We start from the raw sequence: 19,158 nt of genomic DNA on the forward strand, positions 1-19,158 counted from the left end.
TATCGTTTGAATGGGGGGTGTAGAAATGGCTTGTAACGATTTGCTGCCCGCGACCGGGAGCGTTGTGGGACCGGCTTCAGCCGGGAAGGCATTGGTACAAACGGTAATCATCCGTCGACTGTACTGGCGTCTTCCCGGCTAAAGCCGGTCCCACAGGGTTCATACCGATCCCGGACTGATCAGAACTCGTGATCAGCGTTATCCGGGTTCAGGTCGGTGATGCCCAGCTTGGCTGCGGCCTGTTCGATCCCGCCGGTCTGTTTGACCAGCGAAGCGATGGCATCGCGCACAATCTGGTTGCCTTCGGTGTTGCCCGCCGCGATCAACTGATCGAAGTGCTCGCCCTTGTTGGCGCGGTCGACCAATACCTGCATCTTGGCTTGGGTGGCTGCCAGGTCGGCGCGCAGGGTGGCATCGGTGGCCGGATCGGCCTTGGCGACCAGGGACGACAGGCTCGGCCCGCTGACCTTGGTGCCGTCGATGCGGGTGTACTCGCCCAGGTAAACGTTCTGGATGCCCTTGGCGTTGTAGAAGTGCGAGTTGTGGGTGTTGTCGCTGAAGCAGTCGTGCTCGTCTTCGCTGGAGTTGGCTTCCAGTGCGACCTTCATGCGCTCGCCGGCCAACTCACCCAGCGACAGGCTGCCCATGCCGAAGAACATCTTGCGCAGGCCGCTTTCGCCGGACTCGGCTTCGAGCGTGGCGCGATAGTTGTCGGCCACGCCCGGCTTCCAGTTGTTGACCATCTGCTCGAGGTCGCTGACCAGCAGGTCGGTAACGGCTTTCAGGTAGGCGCGACGGCGGTCGTTATGGCCGCCGGTGCCGCCTGTACCCTCGACGTAGTCCGACGCCGGACGTTCGCCGGCACCGGCAGCATTGCCGTGCAGGTCCTGGCCCCACAGAAGGAATTCGACGGCGTGATAGCCGGTGGCGACGTTGGCTTCGGAGCCACCCAGTTCATTGAGACTGGCGAGTTTCTCGGGAGTCAGCTCCTTGACGTCGACCTTGTCTTCGCCGATCTGGATTTCCGTGTTGGCGATGATATTGGCGGTGGCGCCAGGGTTGCCCAGGGCGTGCTGGTAGTCCTTGGCCACGTAATCGATCAGGCCTTCGTCCAGAGGCCAGGCGTTCACCTGGCCTTCCCAGTCGTCGATGATGGTGTTGCCGAAGCGGAAGACTTCACTCTGCATGTACGGTACGCGCGCCGCCAGCCAGGCCTCGCGGGCGGCCTTGAGTGTGGTGTCGTTGGGGTTGGCGAGGAAGGTGTCGACGGCGGTGCGCAGCGTCTTGGCGCTGTCTTGGGCGTCGCTGAACACGGCGAAGACCATGCCGGCATAGTTCGCCACCACTGCCTTGGCGGCGGCATCGTTGGTCTGGCTGGCGGCGGGCGCTGCGGCTGCGGTCGGGGCTGCAGGTGCTGCGACGGGTGCCGGGGCCGGTGCTGCAGCAGGTGCCGGAGCAGTCGGAGCGGCGGCTTTATCCTTGCCTTCGCCACATCCAGCGAGGGAAACAGCGATGGCCAGCAGACTGGCCGTGGCCAGAGGCATACGAATCATGACGGAATCCTGCGTCGAGAAGTTGAAGGCGCGGGGCGCCAGAAAAAGCTGCGACATAATGCGAAAGAGTTGCATTCGATGTAAAGGCGAAAGGCCGGCGGGGCGGGGGTTTGGCGGGGTGGGGTTGTAACAAGTGATTTCGATGAGGCGGTCGATTGCGTTGGAGCGAGGCTTGCCCGCGAAGAGGCCGGTACATTCGATACATATCTATCGTTAGTAATGCCGTATTTGCGGGCAAGCCTCGCTCCAACGATGGAGATAGTCTCTAGAGGATCGCAGCATTCGTCCGTTGCGCCTGTTTCAGGTACGCCAGCAGTTCCCGGGCCGGCAACGGTTTGCTGTAGAAGTAGCCCTGACCCTCATGGCAACCCTCGGAGATGATGTAGTTCTCCTGTTCGATGGTCTCCACGCCCTCGGCAATGACCTGCATGCCGAGGCTTTTGCCCAGCTGGATAATGGCGCGCACGATAGTGGCGTCATCGTCGTCGTCCATCAGGTCCTGCACGAAACTCTTGTCGATCTTGATCTTGTCCAGCGGCAGGCTCTTGAGATAGCTCAGGGACGAGTAGCCAGTGCCGAAGTCATCAATGGCGATCAGCGCACCGGAGCGGCGCAGGCTGAGCAGATGCTGGGCGGCGGTGCTGATGTCTTCCATCAGGCCGGTTTCGGTCACTTCCAGTTCGAGACTGCGCGGTGGCAGGCGGTAGATCTGCAGCAGATTGTTGACCACCCTTGGCAGCTCGGAGTGGTGCAACTGCACAGTGGAGAGGTTGACCGCCATGCGCAGATCGCTGAAGCCCTGATCGTGCCATTCGCGCAATTGGCGGCAGGCCTGGTCCAGCACCCACTCGCCGATCGCGATGATAGTGCCGTTCTGTTCCGCCAGAGGGATGAACAGGTCCGGCGGCACCAGGCCATGTTCCGGGTGCTGCCATCGAATCAGCGCCTCAACCCCGACCACGCGGTGATCGCGGTAGCTGATCTGCGGTTGATAGACCAGATACAGCTGGTTACGCGGCATGGCTTCGCGCAGGTCTTTTTCCAGTTCGCGGCGGCGGCGCATTTCACTGTCGACGCTGGCGATATAGAACTGGTAACGGTTGCGCGAGCGCGACTTGGCCAGGGTCATGGTTTGTTCGGCTTTTTGCAGCAGCTTCTCGGTGCTGTCGCCGTCTTCCGGGAACAGCGTGATGCCGATGGTCGCGCGCAGGCGGATTTCCTGCTGATCGAGGGCAAACGGTGCTTCCAGGTCGTCGAGAATGTTCTGCGCCAGCTCGGCAGCTTCGTAAGGTTGCTCGATATCGGCCTGGACCAGGGCGAACTGGTCGCCGCCCAGACGCGCCAGGGCGCCGAGCCGGCCGCTGTGGCCGCGCAGGCGATCGGCCAGGGCTAGCAGCAACTGGTCGCCGGTCTGATAGCTGAACTGTTCGTTGATGCCCTTGAAGTCATCCAGGCCGACGCAGATCACTGCAACCCGACGCTGCAGGCGCCCGGCATCGACAAGGATCTTGTCCAGTTGCTGTTGCAGTTGCTGACGGTTGGGCAGGCCGGTGAGGAAGTCGTACTGGGCCATGCGCAACAGGCTGTTTTCCGCTTCGTGGCGCAGGTGCGTATTACGTTCGATGGACGCCAGCAACTGGTTGGCGGTGCTGACCCAGATACCCAGCTCGTTCTTTTCGTGGCCTTCGAGCACCGGCAATTGATGCTCGCTGGGGCGATCCGGGTTGATATTGGTCAGGTGCTCAATGATTTTCGACAGCGGTTTGGTCAGCAACCAGTGATAGACCAGATACAGCACCAGACCCATGGCCAGGGCGCGCAGCACGCCGGCAACGAAAATGATGAAGGAATTGATGATGAAGCCTTCGCCGTAGGTGGCGGTGTCGAGGGTGATGCGCAGGTCACCGTAATACTCACTGTAGGGACTGCGGCCTACCAATTGGGTGGTGAAGCTACGTTCCTGGCCGAGAATCAGATCGGTCAGCCAGCGGGTCGAGGAAGTCTTGAGGGCGCGTTCCTTTTCCGCCAGCAAGGTTTCATTGGGATGGCCGATGGAGGCCATGCGCACCGCGTCGTCCTGGAACAGGCCTTCAATGACCTGCATGCCCATTTCGCGGTCCAGGCTGTACACCGCTTGCGTGGAAGGGTCACGGAACATGTCAAGGATGCGCTCGGCATCGCTGGCCACGGCCTGACGAGTCTTGTATGCGTCGAACACGATTTGCGCACAGCTGAGCACGACGCCGACGATCAGCGCCGAAAGCAACACCACGCGCAACATCTTCACAGACAAGCTGTTCTTGAGTTCCAGCTTCAAATGGCTATTCCTTCAATCCGTGCTGGGAGCGTGTGACCCTTGTATATCTGCGTGTGAACAGCAAGAACCGGACCTGAACACGCAGATGTCGCCCTTTGGCTGCCTGCCAGTGTCGATTTTTGCTCGCCGCCCTTGGGCAAGGGTCAGGCTGTTGCCGATGTATCGGTTAGTACTGGCGTGAACTTGAGCAATTTTTAATGAAAGCCAGTGGGTGATATTAGTCTGCTATCGCCTTCTGACAATACCCAAAGTATGACCGTCAGGCGAAAAAAAACCCGGCAAGCCGGGTTTTTTGTCTGGAGCGTCGATCAAGCGGTGAAGGTTTTGCCTTCGAACTGCTCGGCAACGAAGTTCCAGTTAACCAGGTTCCAGAATGCTTCAACGTATTTTGGACGCAGGTTACGGTAGTCGATGTAGTAGGCGTGTTCCCAGACATCGCAGGTCAGCAGCGGAGTGTCGCCGCCGGTCAGCGGGTTGCCTGCGCCGATGGTGCTGGCCAGAGCCAGGGAACCGTCAGCCTTTTTCACCAGCCAGCCCCAACCGGAACCGAAGGTGCCGATGGAAGTCTTGCTGAACTCTTCCTTGAACTTGTCGAAGGAACCGAAAGCTGCATTGATTGCATCAGCCAGGGCGCCAGTCGGCTGGCCACCGGCGTTTGGCGCCAGGCAGTTCCAGTAGAAAGTGTGGTTCCAGACCTGAGCGGCGTTGTTGAAGATACCGCCGGAAGAAGTCTTGACGATTTCTTCCAGGGTCTTGCCTTCGAACTCGGTGCCAGGCACCAGGTTGTTCAGGTTCACGACATAGGTGTTGTGGTGCTTGTCGTGGTGATACTCCAGGGTTTCCTTGGAGATGTGCGGAGCCAGTGCATCGTGCGCGTATGGCAGCGGCGGCAGTTCAAAAGCCATGGTAATTCTCCTAATCAGGTCAGTTGCGGTGAGCGCAAGGCCGATCACGGGCGGCCAGACAGAACATGCGCCGGGGAGTTTGTACTCTTTGCGGCGCAGGCTCGGGATCATAGCACCGGCCCTGCCTGTTAACCACGCAACAACTGTGTGGGATAGAGGTTCCAGAGCCTTTGCGCCGGTTGTCGGAGGATCCTGGCTGCGCGCCTGAATCCTGTGGGAGCGAGGCTTGCCCGCGAATGCGATAGCCCAGATCGCACAAATGCAGCGGATGTCCCGGCCTATTCGCGGGCAAGCCGCGCTCCCACAAATTGCGCTACTGCAAATGCTTATCCGGCTCAGGCACTACGAATCAACTGCACAGCGACACTGAACATCATCACCGCGACCATCAGGTCCAGCAGGCGCCAGGTGGCCGGGCGCGACAGCCACGGCGCCAGCCAGGCGGCGCCGATGGCCAGGGCCGAGAACCACAGCAGCGACGCGCTGGCGGCCCCGACCACATAGGCGCCGGGCACGGTTTGCTGGGCGCCGAGGGAGCCGATCAGAAGTACGGTGTCGAGATAGACATGGGGGTTGAGCAAGGTCACCGCCAATGCACTGAGCAGTACCGCCCGGCGCGAACGCACGCCGCTAATCTCGCCCTGTTGCAGGCTCTGCCGGGAGCAGGCGCGGCGCAGGGCCTGGATGCCGTACCAGAGTAGAAACACCACGCCACCCCAGCGCGCCACCGCCAGCAGGGTCGGGTTATGGGCCAGTACATTGGCCAGGCCGAACACCCCGGCGGCAACCAGAATGGCGTCGCAGGCGATGCACAAAAAGGCCACCGGCAAATGATGCTCGCGGCGCAGGCTCTGGGCCAGAACAAACGCATTCTGGGTGCCAATGGCCATGATCAGCCCGGCGGCGACCAGCAGGCCGTTGAGGTAGCTTTGCCACATCAGGGTTTACTCCAAAAAGTGCGTGACTAGGCCTGGGCGGCCAATAGTTGCAAGACCGCCAGAGCTTGGTGTGCGTCGTCTTTGGCGACGAACAGGTGGTCGTGGTAATAGCCGGCGATCACGTTGCAGCTGATTCCGGCGCTACCCAGCGCCGTGGCGAAGGCGGCAGTCAGGCCTACGGCGGCCAGGGACGAATGCACGGTGAGGGTGATCCAGGCGGCGACGTACTCAAAGTTCAAGCCCAGGTCTTGGGCCTGTTGGCGTTCGATGATCACTGTCAGCCCCTCGCGCTCGCGGAAGCTGCCCAGCACCTCGGCACCCTTGAGCAGAGAAGCATCGGCGAGGGTGCAGAACACATAGTCGCCGTCGTTCAGCTCCGGGCTCATGCTGCGCAGCAGCGTGTTCAATGAGGTTTCGCCGGTCATCGCCGTTCCTTGTCTGCATTTAAAGTTGATGTGGCGATTGTGCGGCCTGGCGTTGTATAAGAAAAAACAATGTTGCTGATTGCTCATTAGGAAAACTGATGTTCGACTACAAATTGCTCTCCGCCCTCGCGGCGGTCATCGAGCAGGCCGGGTTCGAGCGCGCGGCCCAGGTGTTGGGGCTGTCGCAGTCGGCGGTATCCCAGCGCATCAAGTTGCTGGAGGCGCGCATCGGCCAGCCGGTGCTGGTCCGCGCCACGCCGCCAAGCCCGACCGATATCGGCCGCCGCCTGCTTAACCATGTGCAGCAAGTGCGCCTGCTTGAGCGTGATTTGCTCAGTCAGGTGCCTGCGCTTGATGAGGAGGGCCTGCCCGAGCGTCTGCGTATCGCCCTTAACGCCGACAGCCTGGCGACCTGGTGGGTGAGCGCGGTAGGGGATTTTTGCGCCGAACACCATCTGTTGCTGGATCTGGTGGTGGAAGATCAGGATGTCGGCCTCAAGCGCATGCGCGCCGGGGAAGTGGCCGCGTGCCTGTGCGGCAGCGAACGCCCGGTGGCCGGGGCGCGCAGCCAGTTGCTCGGCGCCATGCGCTATCGTGCCCTGGCCAGCCCCGCCTTTGTCAGCCGTTATTTCCCTGGCGGTGTCGACGCCGCGTCATTGGCCCGGGCCCCGGCGCTGGTTTACGGGCCGGACGATTTTCTACAGCATCGCTACTTGGCGTCATTGGGCAGCGAAGGCAGTTTCGAGTATCACCTGTGTCCTTCGTCCGAAGGTTTTATTCGCATGACCGAGGCCGGACTGGGCTGGGGGCTGGTGCCGCAATTGCAGGTGCACGAGCAGTTGCAGCGCGGCACTTTGGTGGAGTTGCTGGATGGGCAGGTCATCGATGTGCCGTTGTACTGGCATCATTGGCGCAATGGCGGCCAGTTGCTGACCCGTCTGACTGAACACCTGGCGCGCAAGGCGGGGCAATGGTTGGTGCCGTTGACGTGATTCTGAACGTCAGTGAGGACTGGGTATCGGTATTCGACATCATTCACACGATTTGTAGGAGCGAGGCTTGCCCGCGAAGAGGACGGTACATCCGCCACATGTTTTGAATCTGGCCTATCGCCTTCGCGGGCAAGCCTCGCTCCCACGGTTTCCCGATTGCCACGCGATTGCGGAGGTGTCAGGGCAATGAGACTTTACGGAGTGGTAAATGAAGATTCTGGTCACCGGCGCGAGCGGCTTTGTTGGCGGGCGCTTTGCGCGTTTCGCCCTGGAGCAGGGCCTGAGCGTACGGGTCAACGGACGGCGGGCGCAGAGCGTCGAGCATCTGGTACGTCGTGGCGCCGAATTCATTCCCGGCGACCTGACCGACCCCGAACTGGTCCGCGAACTGTGCCATGACGTCGAAGCCGTGGTGCACTGCGCCGGCGCCGTGGGTGTGTGGGGGCGTAAACAGGACTTTATGCTGGGCAATGTGCAGGTCACCGAAAACATTGTCGAAGGCTGTTTGAAACAACGGGTGCGCAGGCTGGTCCATTTGTCATCGCCGTCGATCTATTTTGATGGCCATTCGCACCTGAACATCAAGGAAGACCAGGTCCCGCGTCGGTTCAACAACCACTATGCGGCCACCAAGTACCTGGCCGAGCAGAAGGTGTTCGGCGCCATGGAGTTCGGCCTGGAAGTGATCGCCCTGCGCCCGCGTTTCGTGACCGGGGCAGGCGACACCAGCATTTTCCCGCGCTTGCTCAATATGCAGCGCAAAAAGCGTCTGTCGATCGTGGGCAACGGCCTGAATAAAGTGGATTTCACTAGCATGCAGAACCTCAACGAGGCCATGCTCAGCAGCTTGCTCGCCATGGGTTCGGCGTTGGGCAAGGCCTATAACATCAGCAACGGTACGCCGGTGCCGTTGTGGGATGCGGTGAATTACGTGATGCGGCGCATGCAAGTGCCACAGGTAACGCGCTACCGTTCCTACGGCCTGGCCTACAGCGCCGCGGCCCTTAACGAGGCGGCGTGCATGCTCTGGCCAGGGCGCCCGGAGCCGACATTGTCGCGCCTGGGCATGCAGGTGATGAGCAAGGACTTCACCCTGGATATCAGCCGCGCCCGGCATTATCTGGAGTACGAGCCCAAGGTCAGCCTGTGGACGGCGCTGGATGAGTTCTGTGCCTGGTGGCAGACGCAACAGCCGCAATGAGTGCTGTGGCGGGCACTGGTTATACTTCGAGGCTTTGCATTTTTCAGCTTCGCTTTTACGGTTTTTTTTGAAGGGCTATTCATGCGCAACGATCCCTACGACGACGTCGATGACGTCCCGAGCCTCACCGCCAAAGATGACGATGACGATTTCGAGCTGTCGTCCGGCGCCCGTGAGCGCACCACTGTTTATTCGCGCACCTCGCCGGTGGTCAAGGTCAAGGCGCCGAGCACCGGCCCGCTATGGGCATTGATTGGTGCACTGGCCATTGCCTTCTGCGGCCTGGGTTGGTGGAGCTTCCAGCAGATCACCCTGATGGGCCAGCAACTGGTGGCAACTCAGGAAAGCTTCGCGCGGATCAGCGAAGAAGCGGCGGGGCGCCTGCAGGATATCTCCGGCAAAGTGGTGGCGACCGAGTCGGTGGTCAGCGAAGGCGAGGCCCTGCGCCAGCGTATCAAGCTGATCGAAGACCAGTTGGCTGATCAGGACAAACAGCAGGAAGGCAGCACCGGGCAGAAAGCCGACCTGGAAAAACGCCTCGCCCAGCTTACCGAGCAGAATGCCCAGCAACAGGCCACCAGCACGCAATTGCAGGAAGACCTGAAAAACGTGGCGCTGGAGATGACCACCCTCAAGTCAGCCATGCCCAGCGTGCAGGCCGCCCTGCCGGATGTAAAAAACATTCAGGCGAGTCAGGACCGTCTCGATGGCCAGCTCAAAGCCCTGAGTGCCGATATCGCGACGTTGAAGAAGAATAACTCCAGCCAGGCCATCGACCGTATCGAGCAGGAACTGGTTGCACTCAAAAGCGAGCAGGACCGCGCCCCGACGTCGTCGGCCAACAGCAACGGGCCAAGCACCGCAGAGTTCGACGCCTACCGCGCCCAGGTGACACGCAGCATCAACACCCTCAACAGCCAGATCCAGAACCTGGCGCAGCAGGTGAATGCACCGCGTTGAACCGTAATGTGTGGGATCTAACTTTGCGGGAGGGAACTCAGTGGCAGCAAATTCTGTGGGAGCGAATTCATTCGCGAAAACGGAGTTTCAGGCAATGAAGATGTATTGACTTCACCGGCCTCTTCGCGAATGAATTCGCTCCCACAGTCGCTCCCACAATGGCTCCTGCATGATGTGCCTTGCAATACCCGGCGCAAAACAAAACACCCCGCCAAGGCGGGGTGTTTTTATTTCAGCAACCGTTACAGCGTCGGGTAGTCGAGGTAACCCTCAGGCCCCTTGCCGTAGAAGGTCTCAGGCACTGGCGTATTGAGCGGCGCATCGGCTGCCAGGCGTGCTGGCAGGTCCGGGTTGGCAATGAACGGCACCCCGAAGGCCACGGCATCGGCCTTGCCCGATTGCAGCCAGGCATTGGCGCTGTCCTTGGTGAACTTTTCGTTGGCGATAAAGGCGCCGCCGAAGGCTTCCTTAAGGATCGGTCCGATGCTGTCATCGGCTTCGCGCTCACGGGCACAGATAAACGCGATACCGCGCTTGCCCAGCTCGCTGGCGACGTAGCTGAAGGTCTCGGTCAGGTTGTCGTCGCCCATGTCGTGGGCGTCGGCACGGGGTGCCAGGTGCATGCCGACCCGGCCGGCGCCCCAGACTTCCACCACTGCGTCAGTCACTTCCAGCATCAGCCGCGCACGGTTCTCCACAGAGCCACCGTAGGCGTCGGTGCGCTGGTTGGTTTTGCTTTGCAGGAACTGGTCGAGCAGGTAGCCATTGGCACCGTGGATTTCCACGCCATCGAAACCGGCGGCCTTGGCGTTTTCCGCGCCGTTGCGATAGGCGTCGACGATATCGGCGATTTCTTCCAGTTCCAGGGCGCGGGGCGTCGGGTATTCAGCCAGCGGACGCACTAGGCTGACGTGACCGGCCGGCTTGACCGCGCTCGGGGCAACTGGCGCTTCACCATTGAGGTACGAGCTGTGGGAGACGCGGCCTACATGCCACAGTTGCAGGACGATCTTGCCACCCGCGGCGTGTACGGCCTTGGTGATATTGCTCCAGCCACGCACCTGGGCGGCGGACCAGATGCCCGGGGTGTCCGGGTAGCCGACGCCCATGGGCGTAACGGAAGTGGCTTCGCTGATGATCAGGCCGGCGGAGGCGCGCTGTACGTAGTACTCGGCCATCATCGCGTTGGGCACACGGCCCTCGTCGGCGCGGCAGCGGGTCAGCGGCGCCATGACGATGCGGTTGGCCAGTTGCAGGTCGCCCAGGGTGATCGGGTCAAAGATAGTGGTCATGGTAAAACCCTCTTGAAATTGATCAGTTGGTAACAGGGGCCAGCTCGGGATTGACGCTCTGGCGGAAAGTAATCAGGGTCACCAGCAGGGTCAGCACTGCCAGTACCGCAGCGGCCAGAGGCACGCTGGTCAGGCCCATTCCATGAGCGATCACACTGCCGCCAATCCAGGCGCCCAGGGCGTTGCCGACGTTGAAGGCGCCGATATTCAGGGTCGAAATCAGGTTGGGCGCGGCCTTGCCGAACGTCATTACGTTGACTTGCAGGGCCGGTACCGCAGCGAAACAGGCGACCGCCCAAAGCAGCAGGGTGACTTCGGTCGGGATCAGCGCCACGCTGGTCCAACTGAGGATCGCCGAGACCACCGCCATCACCAGGAACACCCCGAGCAGGGTGCGCTGCACATTACGATCGGCCAGTTTGCCGCCGATGACATTGCCCAGGGTCAGGCCGACGCCGATCAGCAGCAGGGTCCAGGTCACGCCGCGTGGCGACACGCCGGTGACTTCGCCGAGCAGCGGCGCCACATAGGTGAACAGGGCGAATACCGAGGCCGAGAACAGCACGGTCATGCTCAGGGACAGCCAGATTCCGGCGCCCTTGAGGGCGGCCAGCTCGGCGCGCATGTCGAGTTTTTCTTCGTCATGCTTGAACGGCAGGAAGCGCATCAGGCCGATCAGCGCCAGCACGCCAATCACAGTCACGGCCCAGAAGGTCGAGCGCCAGCCGGCTTCCTGACCCAATGCGGTGCCCAGTGGCACGCCCAGCACGTTGGCCAGGGTCAGGCCGGTGAACATCATCGCCACCGCCGACGCCCGGCGATTGGGCGCAACCAGATTGGCCGCCACCACCGAACCAATGCCGAAGAAGGCGCCGTGACACAGAGCGGTCACAACCCGCGCAATCATCAGCATGCTGTAGCCGGTGGACAGGGCGCAAAGCATGTTGCCGACGATGAAAATCACCATCAGCCAGACCAGCGCGGCCTTGCGCGGCAACTTGGCGGTAGCCAGGGCCATGATCGGCGCGCCGATGGCCACGCCCAGGGCGTAGCCGGTTACCAGCCAGCCGGCGCCGGGAATCGATACGCCCAGGTCAGCCGCAACGTTGGGCAACAGGCCCATGATCACGAATTCCGTCGTGCCGATGGCGAAAGCGCTCAGCGCGAGCACCAGTAATGAAAGAGGCAAGATGCATCTCCTTGGAGAGTTAGAGCGGTGGGCTGAGCTCCAGCACCAGGGTGTCGACGAAGGCCTGGATGGTCTCTTCGTTGCGGCTGAAAAAATGCCATTGGCCGATTTTCTTGCTGGTGATCAGGCCAGCGCGTTGCAGGGTCGCCAAGTGGGCCGACACGGTGGACTGGGACAGCCCGGCGCGTTGGTCGATCTGCCCGGCGCACACGCCATGGCCGACCGAATGTTCCTGATCGGGAAAGCAAGTCACGGGGTCCTTTAACCACACCAGGATGTCGCGGCGGACAGGGTGGGCCAGGGCTTTTATTATTTCGTCGAGGTCGATAGGCATGGAAAACTCAGGTGTATAGCGCTATATCGCGATGGAGCGAACTTTATATCGATAATTCGCGATATACAAATATTAAGTCGCGCTAAGGCCCGCATAAATCGGTATATCGGGTTATATCGATATACAGGCCGGGCGCAGTAAAACGGCGTAGGCTAGGCGTCATGAACTACCTTGCACACCTCCACCTCGGCGGCGATAAACCCGCGCAATTGCTCGGCAGCCTCTACGGCGACTTCGTCAAAGGGCCGCTGGCCGGGCGCTTCCCCAGTGATCTTGCAGCGGCCATCCAGTTGCACCGCAGCATCGACGCCTTCACCGACAGCCACCCGTTGGTCAAGCAATCCCTCGGCCGCTTTCCTGCCGAACGACGGCGCTATGCCGGGATTGTGCTGGATGTGTTTTTCGACCATTGCCTGGCCCGGGACTGGTCCCGCTACGCCGATGTGCCCCTGCACAGCTTCACCCGCAGGGTCTACGGCGTGCTGGCGGCTGAACCGCAATTGCCGGGGCACCTGGCCGTGATTGCACCGCGCATGGCGGCTCAGGACTGGCTGGGTTCGTACCGTGAGTTCGAGATTGTCAGCGACGTGATTAGAGGCATTTCCCGACGCCTGTCAAAACCACAAGGGTTGCTAGATGCCGCGCAGGAACTGCCCGACCTCTACCAACCCTTGAGTGACGACTTCGCCGAGTTCTATCCGTTGTTGCAGGACTTTGCTCAGGCAGCCCTGGCGGCTGTTGAAGCAGTCGAACGCGACGTCTGAGGCGCTTGTGCAGGTTCGCCGAACAGCGCCATCTGCACCGCCTGTTGCGCCTGGAACGCCAGGGCCGCGCGCTCCTGACCCGCAGTGGCAATCGGTGTCAGCAACTGGATATGCACGTCACCCTGCTCATTGGCGAACAGACGCTTGAGATGTGACAGCAGGTCGTCATCGCCAATGAAGGGCGCAATAGGGTCCGCCTTGCCGTCGCGGGTGTACTTGATCGCCACCGGCTGCAACATCACCCCGGCCTCGATGGCGCTGGACAGCAGACGGCCGTGGAAAGTGCGCAGGGCGCGGCCATCTGTGGTGGTGCCTTCCGGGAAGATCAGCAGATCGGTGTCTTGCTGCAGGTGATTGCACATCTGCTTTTGCAACAGGCGGCTGTCACCTGAACCGCGACGAATGAACAGTGTCCCGGCCTTCAACGCCAGCCAGCCGGCAATCGGCCAAGTGCGTACTTCGGCCTTGGACAGGAACGACAGCGGCGCCAGCATGCCCAGCAGAGGAATGTCGGTCCATGACACATGGTTGCTCAGCCACAGCATCGGTTGAGTCGGCAGGCTGCCGCTGACCGTCACGCGAAAGGGCAGGGCGTTGGTCAGGCGCGCCATGAACCAGCGGCTCCAGCGCTGGCGCCGGGCCATGGAGTTGCCGACGCGCAGGCGCTCCATCAGGGCGAACACCCCGGCAATCGTCAGGCCCAGGGCGATGACCAGCAACACCCTGGCAACTCGCGCATAGCCGCGCACCCGACTCATTACACTGCTGCCTTGAAGTGGCGGGCGTAGCGTGGGCACAGCTCGTCGCGCTTGAGCAGGATGAACACGTCGGCGACCTGGAAGTCTTCATCCCAGCACGGCTCGCCGCAGATCTTCGCGCCCAGACGCATATAGGCCTTGAGCAGCGGCGGCATTTCGCAGATCACGTTGCTCGGCAGATCCATGCTCGGCAGCGGGTTCTTGGGTTCGGCACGCAAGTGTTCGGTGCTCAGGTAGCGTTCACGCAGGCGCTGCATGATGGCGTGGGCCTGGATGCCGCCGTCCTGCATCGGGATGCTGGCGCAGCCCATCAGGTAGCTGTAGCCGCCTTCGTTGAGCACTTCGGCCAGTTCGCTCCAGAGCGCGGCGATGGTGCCGCCGTTACGGTAGGCCGGGTCGACGCAGGTGCGGCCCAGTTCCAAAATCGGGCCTTGCAGATGGCCAAGGCCATGCAGGCTGAATTCTTCTTCACTGTAGAAGCGGCCCAGGGTATTGGCCGCCTTGTGATCGAGCAGGCGAGTGGTGGCGACCAGTTGGCCGGTGCTCAGGTCGCGCACGCCGATGTGCATGCAATGGACGTCGTAATCGTCGATATCCAGACCCAGTTCAGCGCCCTTGAGCTTGGCGTTGAACTCGCCGCTGAATACGCTGAAACGCAGGGCTTGTGCTTCTTCCAAGGCGGCGCTGCCGATCAGGCGTTCGGCCTGCAGGCGGCGTTCGGTACTGGTGTCACGAATGCGGGCGATCCGGGTCATGCGAGTCTCCGTAAGCCAGCCATGCAATGGGCCGGTCGACTGATTATTCAAGCGCGTTGCTGTACAGATGCAGGCTAGGTAGACCCCGTGTCACGGCCGTGAACCTTTGGTGATGGTTATGTGACGCCGTTACATGGGCGACGAAAGGCGCATTGTCACGATTCCCTGCTAGGGTTTCGGGATGTGTCTGTGGGAGCGAATTCATTCGCGAAGAGGCCGGTACATCCAATAGACATTCGTCGCCTGGAATACCGCTTTCGCGAATGAATTCGCTCCCACCAAAAAATAATCAATCAGCTGGTTATGCGTGTTCGATAAGAGGTGGCTACATGCGTGATCGCTTGCTCCGTTTTTGCCTGGCCTGCTCCATCGGCATCAGCGCCGCTTCGACCTTCGCCGCCGACACCTGGCCAGGCACCGACTGGGCCAGCGCGCCAGTCGCTGCGACCCCCGCCATAAAGGCGCTCGAGGACTACGCCTTCCCGCCGCGCGACGACAACAGCCGCAAGGGCATCCGCAGCGATGCGTTATTGGTGATCCGCGACGGCCAGATCATCTACGAGCACTACGCCGCCCCTACCACCGCCCAGACCCCGCACCTGACCTGGTCCATCAGCAAAAGCATCATGGCCACGGTGCTGGGCGTAGCCTTTGGCGAGAAGCGCTTTGAGCTGCTCGATTCAGTGGCGAAGTTCTACCCGACCATGGCCAGTCACGCCGATATCCGCTTCGAAGACCTGATGCACTGGGCCTCGGGCCTGGACTGGCAGGAAGACTATGAATACGCGCCGCTCAACTCCTCGGTAGTAGCCATGCTCTATACCCGCGGTCACGACGACATGGCGCGCTTCACCGCAGGCCATGGCGTGTTCGCCAAGCCGGGCACGGTGTTCCGCTATTCCAGTGGCGACAGCAATCTGCTCGCGGCTTCGCTGAAAAAAATGGTTGGCGAACAGGCCTACGGCGATTACCCCTGGACTGCGCTATTCGAACCCCTGGGCATCCGCAGTGCAGTGTGGGAACGCGATGCCAGCGGCACGTTTGTCGGCTCGTCCTACGCCTATATGACCGCCCGTGACCTGGCTCGCATCGGCCTGCTGATGCAGCGCACCGGGCAGTGGCAGGGGCGCCAGTTGGTGCCCAAGAGCTGGATCTATTTCAACCTCACGCCGTTTGCCGGGCGCGAGATCAAATCCGCCGAAGAAATCCCCGGCGGCCAATGGTGGCTCAACAAATCCCAGGACGGCTCGCGCGGCCCCTGGCCTTCGGCCCCCGCCGACACTTTCGCCGCGCTGGGCCATTGGGGCCAGGCGCTGTACGTGATCCCCAGCGCCGGGTTGGTGATCGTGCGCTACGGCGATGACCGCGACGCCAGCTTCGCCCACGACCGCCTGCTGCAACTGGCCCTGGCGGCTTTCCCGGGGGAGGCGCGGCCATGAGCGAGCAACGTGCTTTTGTCGTACGACGCCCCGTTGTCAGCCTGTTGATGCTGTTGGTGCTGGCCCTCGCCGCACTGCTATGGCACAACCGCCTGGCGCTCAATGCCTTCCCGCACATCATCAGCGCCTACACCGCCAAGGAGTACTGCTCGTGCCGTTATGTGATGGGCAACCCGGCCGAGTACTGCCGGGGCTACGTGAAGCAGTACGTGCCGGCCAGTCTGGTCGATGAGCCCGAGACCAAAAGCGTCAGTGCCGAGGGTATGGGCGAAAGCGCCATGGCCGTGTGGCGCGGGCCGCGACAGGGCTGTGTGCTGGAGCCGGATGCACCTTGAGGGTGGGAATGGCCATTGTGGAAATAACCTCTCAGGGAGCGAATCACTGAGAGAGTGGGGCCTTCGCGCGCGAATCCTGTGGGAGCGAATTCATTCGCGAAAGCGGTATATCAGGCGCAAAGCATGCGTCGACTGCACCGGCCTCTTCGCGAATGAATTCGCTCCCACATTGCTCCCACAATTGGCTCCTGCAATCTGTTCTCTTATCCCATGCCAAGCGCCCCTGCGAACCCAAGCGTTTGCCAGCGGTCAGACGCACAGCTAAGGTACCTCGCCCTGGCCCCCCTCCGGAGTTTGCATGTACCCGACCTCTCTGCTTTGCGTGACGCGCTGACATGGGCGGAGCGATTTTTCCGTGGCGCAGTGACAACCAGTTCCAGCTGTTGGTCGACGGCCCGGCGTTCTTTCCGCGCATGATCGCGGCCATTGACGCGGCGCAGCAGCAGGTTGAACTGGAGTTGTATCTGGTCGAGGCCGGTGCCTGTGCCGAGGCGATGGTACGGGCCTTGGTGGATGCCGCGCAGAGGGGCGTGATCGTGCGCTGCCTGTTCGATGATTTCGGCGCCCAGGCCTTCACCCTGCGTTTGCGCAGGCGTCTGGCCGATGCCGGGGTGATCCTGCGTTTCTATAACGCCATCCACTGGCGCCGGGGCATCCGCAATTTCTACCGCGACCATCGCAAGCTGCTGTTGGTCGACAAGCGCCTGGCCGTGGTCGGCGGCACCGGGGTCACCGACGAATTCTGGACGCCGGGCGAGCCGGTCAGCGAATGGCATGAAGTCATGGTGGAAATCACCGGGCCTCTGGTGATCGACTGGCAGGCGCTGTTCGACCGCCAGTTCCACGCCAACCCGCGCCGCACCGCGTGGCGCCCCAATGAGAATTTTGGCCTGCCGCGCCTGCCCAGACCGCCGACGGTCGGCACAGGCCAGGGTCGCGTGGCCTATGCCGATGCGCGTCAGCATCGCGACATTCTGCAATCCCTGGTCCGGGCCCTGAACAGTGGCAAGCAGCGGATCTGGCTGGCGACGCCATATTTCCTGCCGACCTGGAAAGTCCGCCGCGCCCTGCGTCGGGCTGCGTCACGGGGTATCGACGTACGCCTGCTGCTGACCGGGCCGCGCACCGATCACCCCTCGGTACGTTACGCCGGGCATCGCTACTACCCGCGCTTGCTGCGTGCCGGGGTAAAAATCTTCGAATACCAGCCGTGCTTCCTGCACCTGAAAATGGTCCTGATCGACGATTGGGTCAGCATCGGCTCGTGCAACTTCGATCACTGGAACCTGCGCTTCAATCTGGAAGCCAACCTCGAAGCCCTCGACCCGGGCCTGACCCGGGACGTGGTTGCAAGCTTCGAGAAGGACTTTGCCGTGAGCCGGGAAATCACCCTCGACGCCTGGAAAGCCCGGCCCCTGTGGAGCCGGGTCAAACAGCGCCTGTGGGGCTGGATCGACCGCCTGGTGGTGAACCTGCTCGACCGGCGCAACTGACTGACCGCTTAGCGGCGCTCCACCGAATGATCGACGAAGGCTTTGGTCATGGTCGCCAGATGCAACGCCGAACAGTTCAGCGCGCGGCTGGTTTGCAGGTCACTGTCGCAGGATTCGTGGGTGAGGGTGATTAGGCAGCGCACCAGGTCCGAGGCGTAGTTGAGGGCCTGTTCCTGAGTGACGTCGGGGTGGATGGTGAAGAGGGGGGTATCGGTCATATTTTTACTTCCAGTTCAGTAGTGATTAGCCGCCTGCGCATCGCTACCAAACGATGAGGGTGGCGGCCGTACGCAAGTTGGTAGACCGGGTGAACTGGCAAAGCCGGTGCGTCCGAAGACGCCGAGCGTACGGCCACCATAGGTGACGCATCACGCCATAGTTCACTCAGGTCTACCAAACCTGATCGCTGATTGTGCAGCGACCGGCGCAGACTAGAGACCTGAATGAAGAGGCGCAATAGGTCGGGATTTTCTCAGAAATTTCCTTCAAATAGAAAGGGATGCGTCCTGCGAATACATTCCAATAGATGACGCAGAACCGGTAGGAGCCAACATGTTGGTGATCGAGTGCGCAGCGCTCGCATAGCGTCGGCGACTGACCCGACGCAATCGCCAGCCTCTCCTACAAATCGGATTTTGAGTTTAGATCACAGTATTTCGTCGGCTTGACCGGGCATCGAATGTGTTGGCGCTTTCGCAGGCAAGCCTGCTCCCACAGCTCACCTGGCAAGCGTCCTACCTGACACTGCGCATTGGCCTTCTCGTGAACAAATTCGCTCCTACCCGACCGCGTCGACTTCAATGTAGTACTAGGCTGTTACCCAGCTCTCTTGCAGTGAGCCGATACTCCTGTCACTCACACCCACAAGGAGAACGTTGATGGCTGCCAAGAAAATTCTGATGCTGGTCGGTGATTACGTCGAAGATTACGAAGTCATGGTGCCGTTTCAGGCCCTGCAAATGGTCGGTCACACCGTCCACGGCGTTTGCCCCGGCAAGTCCGCTGGCCAGACCGTTCGCACGGCGATTCATGACTTCGAGGGCGATCAGACCTACAGCGAAAAGCCGGGGCATAACTTTGCCCTCAACTTCGACTTCGCCAAGGTCAAGGCCGAAGACTACGACGCGCTGCTGATCCCCGGCGGACGTGCGCCGGAATACCTGCGCTTGAATGAAACCATCCTTGAGTGGGTAAGAGCTTTCGACAAGGCCGGTAAGCCCATCGCCGCCGTCTGCCACGGTGCGCAATTGCTGGCAGCGGCGGGTGTGCTGGAAGGGCGTGAATGCAGTGCTTACCCGGCCTGTGCGCCGGAAGTGAAACTGGCCGCAGGCACCTTCATGGAAATCGAGGTCACGGCTGCTCACACCCAAGGCAATCTGGTGACTGCACCGGCATGGCCTGCGCATCCGGCCTGGCTGGCGGGGTTTCTGAAGTTGCTGGGGACCGAGATCAGCCTGTAGGGCATCCAGCGTAGTACTTTCGGGTGGGAGCGAATTTATTTGCGAAGA

19 protein-coding genes are annotated in these 19,158 nt (G+C 61.3%); 8 read left to right on the forward strand and 11 right to left on the reverse strand.

What is annotated here, in order from left to right; genetic code table 11:
• Positions 1–179: 179 nt before the first annotated feature.
• The 5 genes from M2401_RS00785 to M2401_RS00805 all read right to left on the reverse strand — a co-directional run bounded on the left by M2401_RS00785 (position 180) and on the right by M2401_RS00805 (position 6,138).
• Positions 180–1,553, reverse strand: a complete 1,374-nt coding sequence (locus M2401_RS00785) for an imelysin family protein (RefSeq protein ID WP_259098436.1) — start codon at positions 1,551–1,553, stop codon at positions 180–182.
• A gap of 265 nt (positions 1,554–1,818) precedes the next feature.
• Positions 1,819–3,834, reverse strand: a complete 2,016-nt coding sequence (locus tag M2401_RS00790; RefSeq protein WP_409033870.1) for a putative bifunctional diguanylate cyclase/phosphodiesterase — start codon at positions 3,832–3,834, stop codon at positions 1,819–1,821.
• Positions 3,835–4,178: 344 nt separating this feature from the next.
• On the reverse strand, positions 4,179–4,775 hold the full coding sequence (locus tag M2401_RS00795; RefSeq protein WP_259098442.1) for a superoxide dismutase: 597 nt from the start codon (positions 4,773–4,775) through the stop codon (positions 4,179–4,181).
• A gap of 335 nt (positions 4,776–5,110) precedes the next feature.
• On the reverse strand, positions 5,111–5,713 hold the full coding sequence (locus M2401_RS00800) for a LysE/ArgO family amino acid transporter (RefSeq protein WP_259098444.1): 603 nt from the start codon (positions 5,711–5,713) through the stop codon (positions 5,111–5,113).
• Between the two features lie 26 nt (positions 5,714–5,739).
• Positions 5,740–6,138 carry an ACT domain-containing protein gene (locus M2401_RS00805; RefSeq protein ID WP_259098446.1) on the reverse strand — a complete coding sequence of 133 codons (399 nt, stop codon included), beginning with the start codon at positions 6,136–6,138 and terminating at the stop codon, positions 5,740–5,742.
• Positions 6,139–6,236: 98 nt separating this feature from the next.
• Between M2401_RS00805 and M2401_RS00810 the strand changes: the two genes are divergently transcribed.
• The 3 genes from M2401_RS00810 to M2401_RS00820 all read left to right on the forward strand — a co-directional run bounded on the left by M2401_RS00810 (position 6,237) and on the right by M2401_RS00820 (position 9,291).
• On the forward strand, positions 6,237–7,130 hold the full coding sequence (locus tag M2401_RS00810; RefSeq protein WP_259098447.1) for a LysR family transcriptional regulator ArgP: 894 nt from the start codon (positions 6,237–6,239) through the stop codon (positions 7,128–7,130).
• 208 nt (positions 7,131–7,338) lie between these two features.
• A complete protein-coding gene (locus M2401_RS00815) occupies positions 7,339–8,331 on the forward strand; it encodes an NAD(P)-dependent oxidoreductase (RefSeq protein ID WP_259098449.1) in 993 nt (330 codons plus the stop codon).
• A gap of 81 nt (positions 8,332–8,412) precedes the next feature.
• Positions 8,413–9,291, forward strand: a complete 879-nt coding sequence (locus M2401_RS00820; RefSeq protein WP_259098450.1) for an ATPase — start codon at positions 8,413–8,415, stop codon at positions 9,289–9,291.
• A gap of 242 nt (positions 9,292–9,533) precedes the next feature.
• On the opposite strand, the gene M2401_RS00825 is transcribed toward M2401_RS00820, so the two are convergent.
• From M2401_RS00825 to M2401_RS00835, 3 genes are read right to left on the reverse strand one after another with little or no spacing between them, the layout of a single operon-like run.
• Positions 9,534–10,583: an alkene reductase gene (locus M2401_RS00825; protein ID WP_259098452.1), complete on the reverse strand. Its 1,050-nt coding sequence runs from the start codon at positions 10,581–10,583 to the stop codon at positions 9,534–9,536.
• Positions 10,584–10,605: 22 nt separating this feature from the next.
• The gene (locus tag M2401_RS00830) at positions 10,606–11,772 is read right to left on the reverse strand and encodes an MFS transporter (RefSeq protein WP_259098453.1); all 1,167 of its coding nucleotides are present in this window, start codon (positions 11,770–11,772) and stop codon (positions 10,606–10,608) included.
• A gap of 19 nt (positions 11,773–11,791) precedes the next feature.
• A complete protein-coding gene (locus M2401_RS00835; protein ID WP_259098455.1) occupies positions 11,792–12,106 on the reverse strand; it encodes a helix-turn-helix transcriptional regulator in 315 nt (104 codons plus the stop codon).
• A 161-nt stretch (positions 12,107–12,267) separates the two neighbouring features.
• On the opposite strand from M2401_RS00835, the gene M2401_RS00840 reads away from it, so the two are divergent.
• Entirely contained in the window at positions 12,268–12,870 is a 603-nt protein-coding gene (locus M2401_RS00840) for an ACP phosphodiesterase (RefSeq protein ID WP_259098456.1), read from the forward strand.
• Here the strand turns inward: M2401_RS00840 and M2401_RS00845 are convergent.
• Together M2401_RS00845 and olsB are read right to left on the reverse strand one after the other, a co-directional pair.
• Positions 12,825–13,628, reverse strand: a complete 804-nt coding sequence (locus M2401_RS00845) for a 1-acyl-sn-glycerol-3-phosphate acyltransferase (RefSeq protein ID WP_259098459.1) — start codon at positions 13,626–13,628, stop codon at positions 12,825–12,827. The genes M2401_RS00840 and M2401_RS00845 overlap by 46 nt on opposite strands.
• Entirely contained in the window at positions 13,628–14,383 is a 756-nt protein-coding gene (gene olsB, locus M2401_RS00850; protein WP_259098461.1) for an L-ornithine N(alpha)-acyltransferase, read from the reverse strand. Before olsB ends, M2401_RS00845 begins: the two co-directional genes overlap by 1 nt.
• A 329-nt stretch (positions 14,384–14,712) precedes the next feature.
• Here olsB and M2401_RS00855 point away from each other — a divergent pair, with 329 nt between their 5' ends.
• The 3 genes from M2401_RS00855 to M2401_RS00865 all read left to right on the forward strand — a co-directional run bounded on the left by M2401_RS00855 (position 14,713) and on the right by M2401_RS00865 (position 17,650).
• Positions 14,713–15,822 (forward strand): serine hydrolase, encoded by a 1,110-nt coding sequence (locus M2401_RS00855; RefSeq protein WP_259098462.1) that lies wholly within the window; start codon positions 14,713–14,715, stop codon positions 15,820–15,822.
• A complete protein-coding gene (locus tag M2401_RS00860) occupies positions 15,819–16,157 on the forward strand; it encodes an amidase (RefSeq protein ID WP_259098464.1) in 339 nt (112 codons plus the stop codon). The genes M2401_RS00855 and M2401_RS00860 overlap by 4 nt, the downstream gene beginning before the upstream one ends.
• A 335-nt stretch (positions 16,158–16,492) precedes the next feature.
• Positions 16,493–17,650 carry a phosphatidylserine/phosphatidylglycerophosphate/cardiolipin synthase family protein gene (locus M2401_RS00865; RefSeq protein WP_259098465.1) on the forward strand — a complete coding sequence of 386 codons (1,158 nt, stop codon included), beginning with the start codon at positions 16,493–16,495 and terminating at the stop codon, positions 17,648–17,650.
• A gap of 8 nt (positions 17,651–17,658) precedes the next feature.
• Here M2401_RS00865 and M2401_RS00870 read toward each other — a convergent pair whose 3' ends face one another.
• On the reverse strand, positions 17,659–17,868 hold the full coding sequence (locus M2401_RS00870) for a DUF3077 domain-containing protein (protein ID WP_259098467.1): 210 nt from the start codon (positions 17,866–17,868) through the stop codon (positions 17,659–17,661).
• 657 nt (positions 17,869–18,525) lie between these two features.
• Here M2401_RS00870 and M2401_RS00875 point away from each other — a divergent pair.
• A complete protein-coding gene (locus M2401_RS00875; protein WP_259098468.1) occupies positions 18,526–19,110 on the forward strand; it encodes a DJ-1/PfpI family protein in 585 nt (194 codons plus the stop codon).
• Positions 19,111–19,158 lie beyond the last annotated feature (48 nt).

The organism is Pseudomonas sp. JUb42, from assembly GCF_024807945.1.
GTDB lineage: Bacteria > Pseudomonadota > Gammaproteobacteria > Pseudomonadales > Pseudomonadaceae > Aquipseudomonas.

Excerpts from the sequence above, each read along its gene's own strand:
- M2401_RS00840 (WP_259098456.1), top strand. The coding sequence starts at position 12,268 with ATGAACTACCTTGCACACCTCCACCTCGGCGGCGATAAACCCGCGCAA.
- M2401_RS00845 (WP_259098459.1), bottom strand. The coding sequence starts at position 13,628 with ATGAGTCGGGTGCGCGGCTATGCGCGAGTTGCCAGGGTGTTGCTGGTC.
- M2401_RS00835 (WP_259098455.1), bottom strand. The coding sequence starts at position 12,106 with ATGCCTATCGACCTCGACGAAATAATAAAAGCCCTGGCCCACCCTGTC.
- M2401_RS00870 (WP_259098467.1), bottom strand. The coding sequence starts at position 17,868 with ATGACCGATACCCCCCTCTTCACCATCCACCCCGACGTCACTCAGGAA.
- olsB (WP_259098461.1), bottom strand. The coding sequence starts at position 14,383 with ATGACCCGGATCGCCCGCATTCGTGACACCAGTACCGAACGCCGCCTG.
- M2401_RS00855 (WP_259098462.1), top strand. The coding sequence starts at position 14,713 with ATGCGTGATCGCTTGCTCCGTTTTTGCCTGGCCTGCTCCATCGGCATC.
- M2401_RS00805 (WP_259098446.1), bottom strand. The coding sequence starts at position 6,138 with ATGACCGGCGAAACCTCATTGAACACGCTGCTGCGCAGCATGAGCCCG.
- M2401_RS00795 (WP_259098442.1), bottom strand. The coding sequence starts at position 4,775 with ATGGCTTTTGAACTGCCGCCGCTGCCATACGCGCACGATGCACTGGCT.
- M2401_RS00785 (WP_259098436.1), bottom strand. The coding sequence starts at position 1,553 with ATGATTCGTATGCCTCTGGCCACGGCCAGTCTGCTGGCCATCGCTGTT.
- M2401_RS00790 (WP_409033870.1), bottom strand. The coding sequence starts at position 3,834 with ATGTTGCGCGTGGTGTTGCTTTCGGCGCTGATCGTCGGCGTCGTGCTC.
- M2401_RS00820 (WP_259098450.1), top strand. The coding sequence starts at position 8,413 with ATGCGCAACGATCCCTACGACGACGTCGATGACGTCCCGAGCCTCACC.
- M2401_RS00865 (WP_259098465.1), top strand. The coding sequence starts at position 16,493 with ATGGGCGGAGCGATTTTTCCGTGGCGCAGTGACAACCAGTTCCAGCTG.
- M2401_RS00825 (WP_259098452.1), bottom strand. The coding sequence starts at position 10,583 with ATGACCACTATCTTTGACCCGATCACCCTGGGCGACCTGCAACTGGCC.
- M2401_RS00815 (WP_259098449.1), top strand. The coding sequence starts at position 7,339 with ATGAAGATTCTGGTCACCGGCGCGAGCGGCTTTGTTGGCGGGCGCTTT.
- M2401_RS00800 (WP_259098444.1), bottom strand. The coding sequence starts at position 5,713 with ATGTGGCAAAGCTACCTCAACGGCCTGCTGGTCGCCGCCGGGCTGATC.
- M2401_RS00810 (WP_259098447.1), top strand. The coding sequence starts at position 6,237 with ATGTTCGACTACAAATTGCTCTCCGCCCTCGCGGCGGTCATCGAGCAG.
- M2401_RS00860 (WP_259098464.1), top strand. The coding sequence starts at position 15,819 with ATGAGCGAGCAACGTGCTTTTGTCGTACGACGCCCCGTTGTCAGCCTG.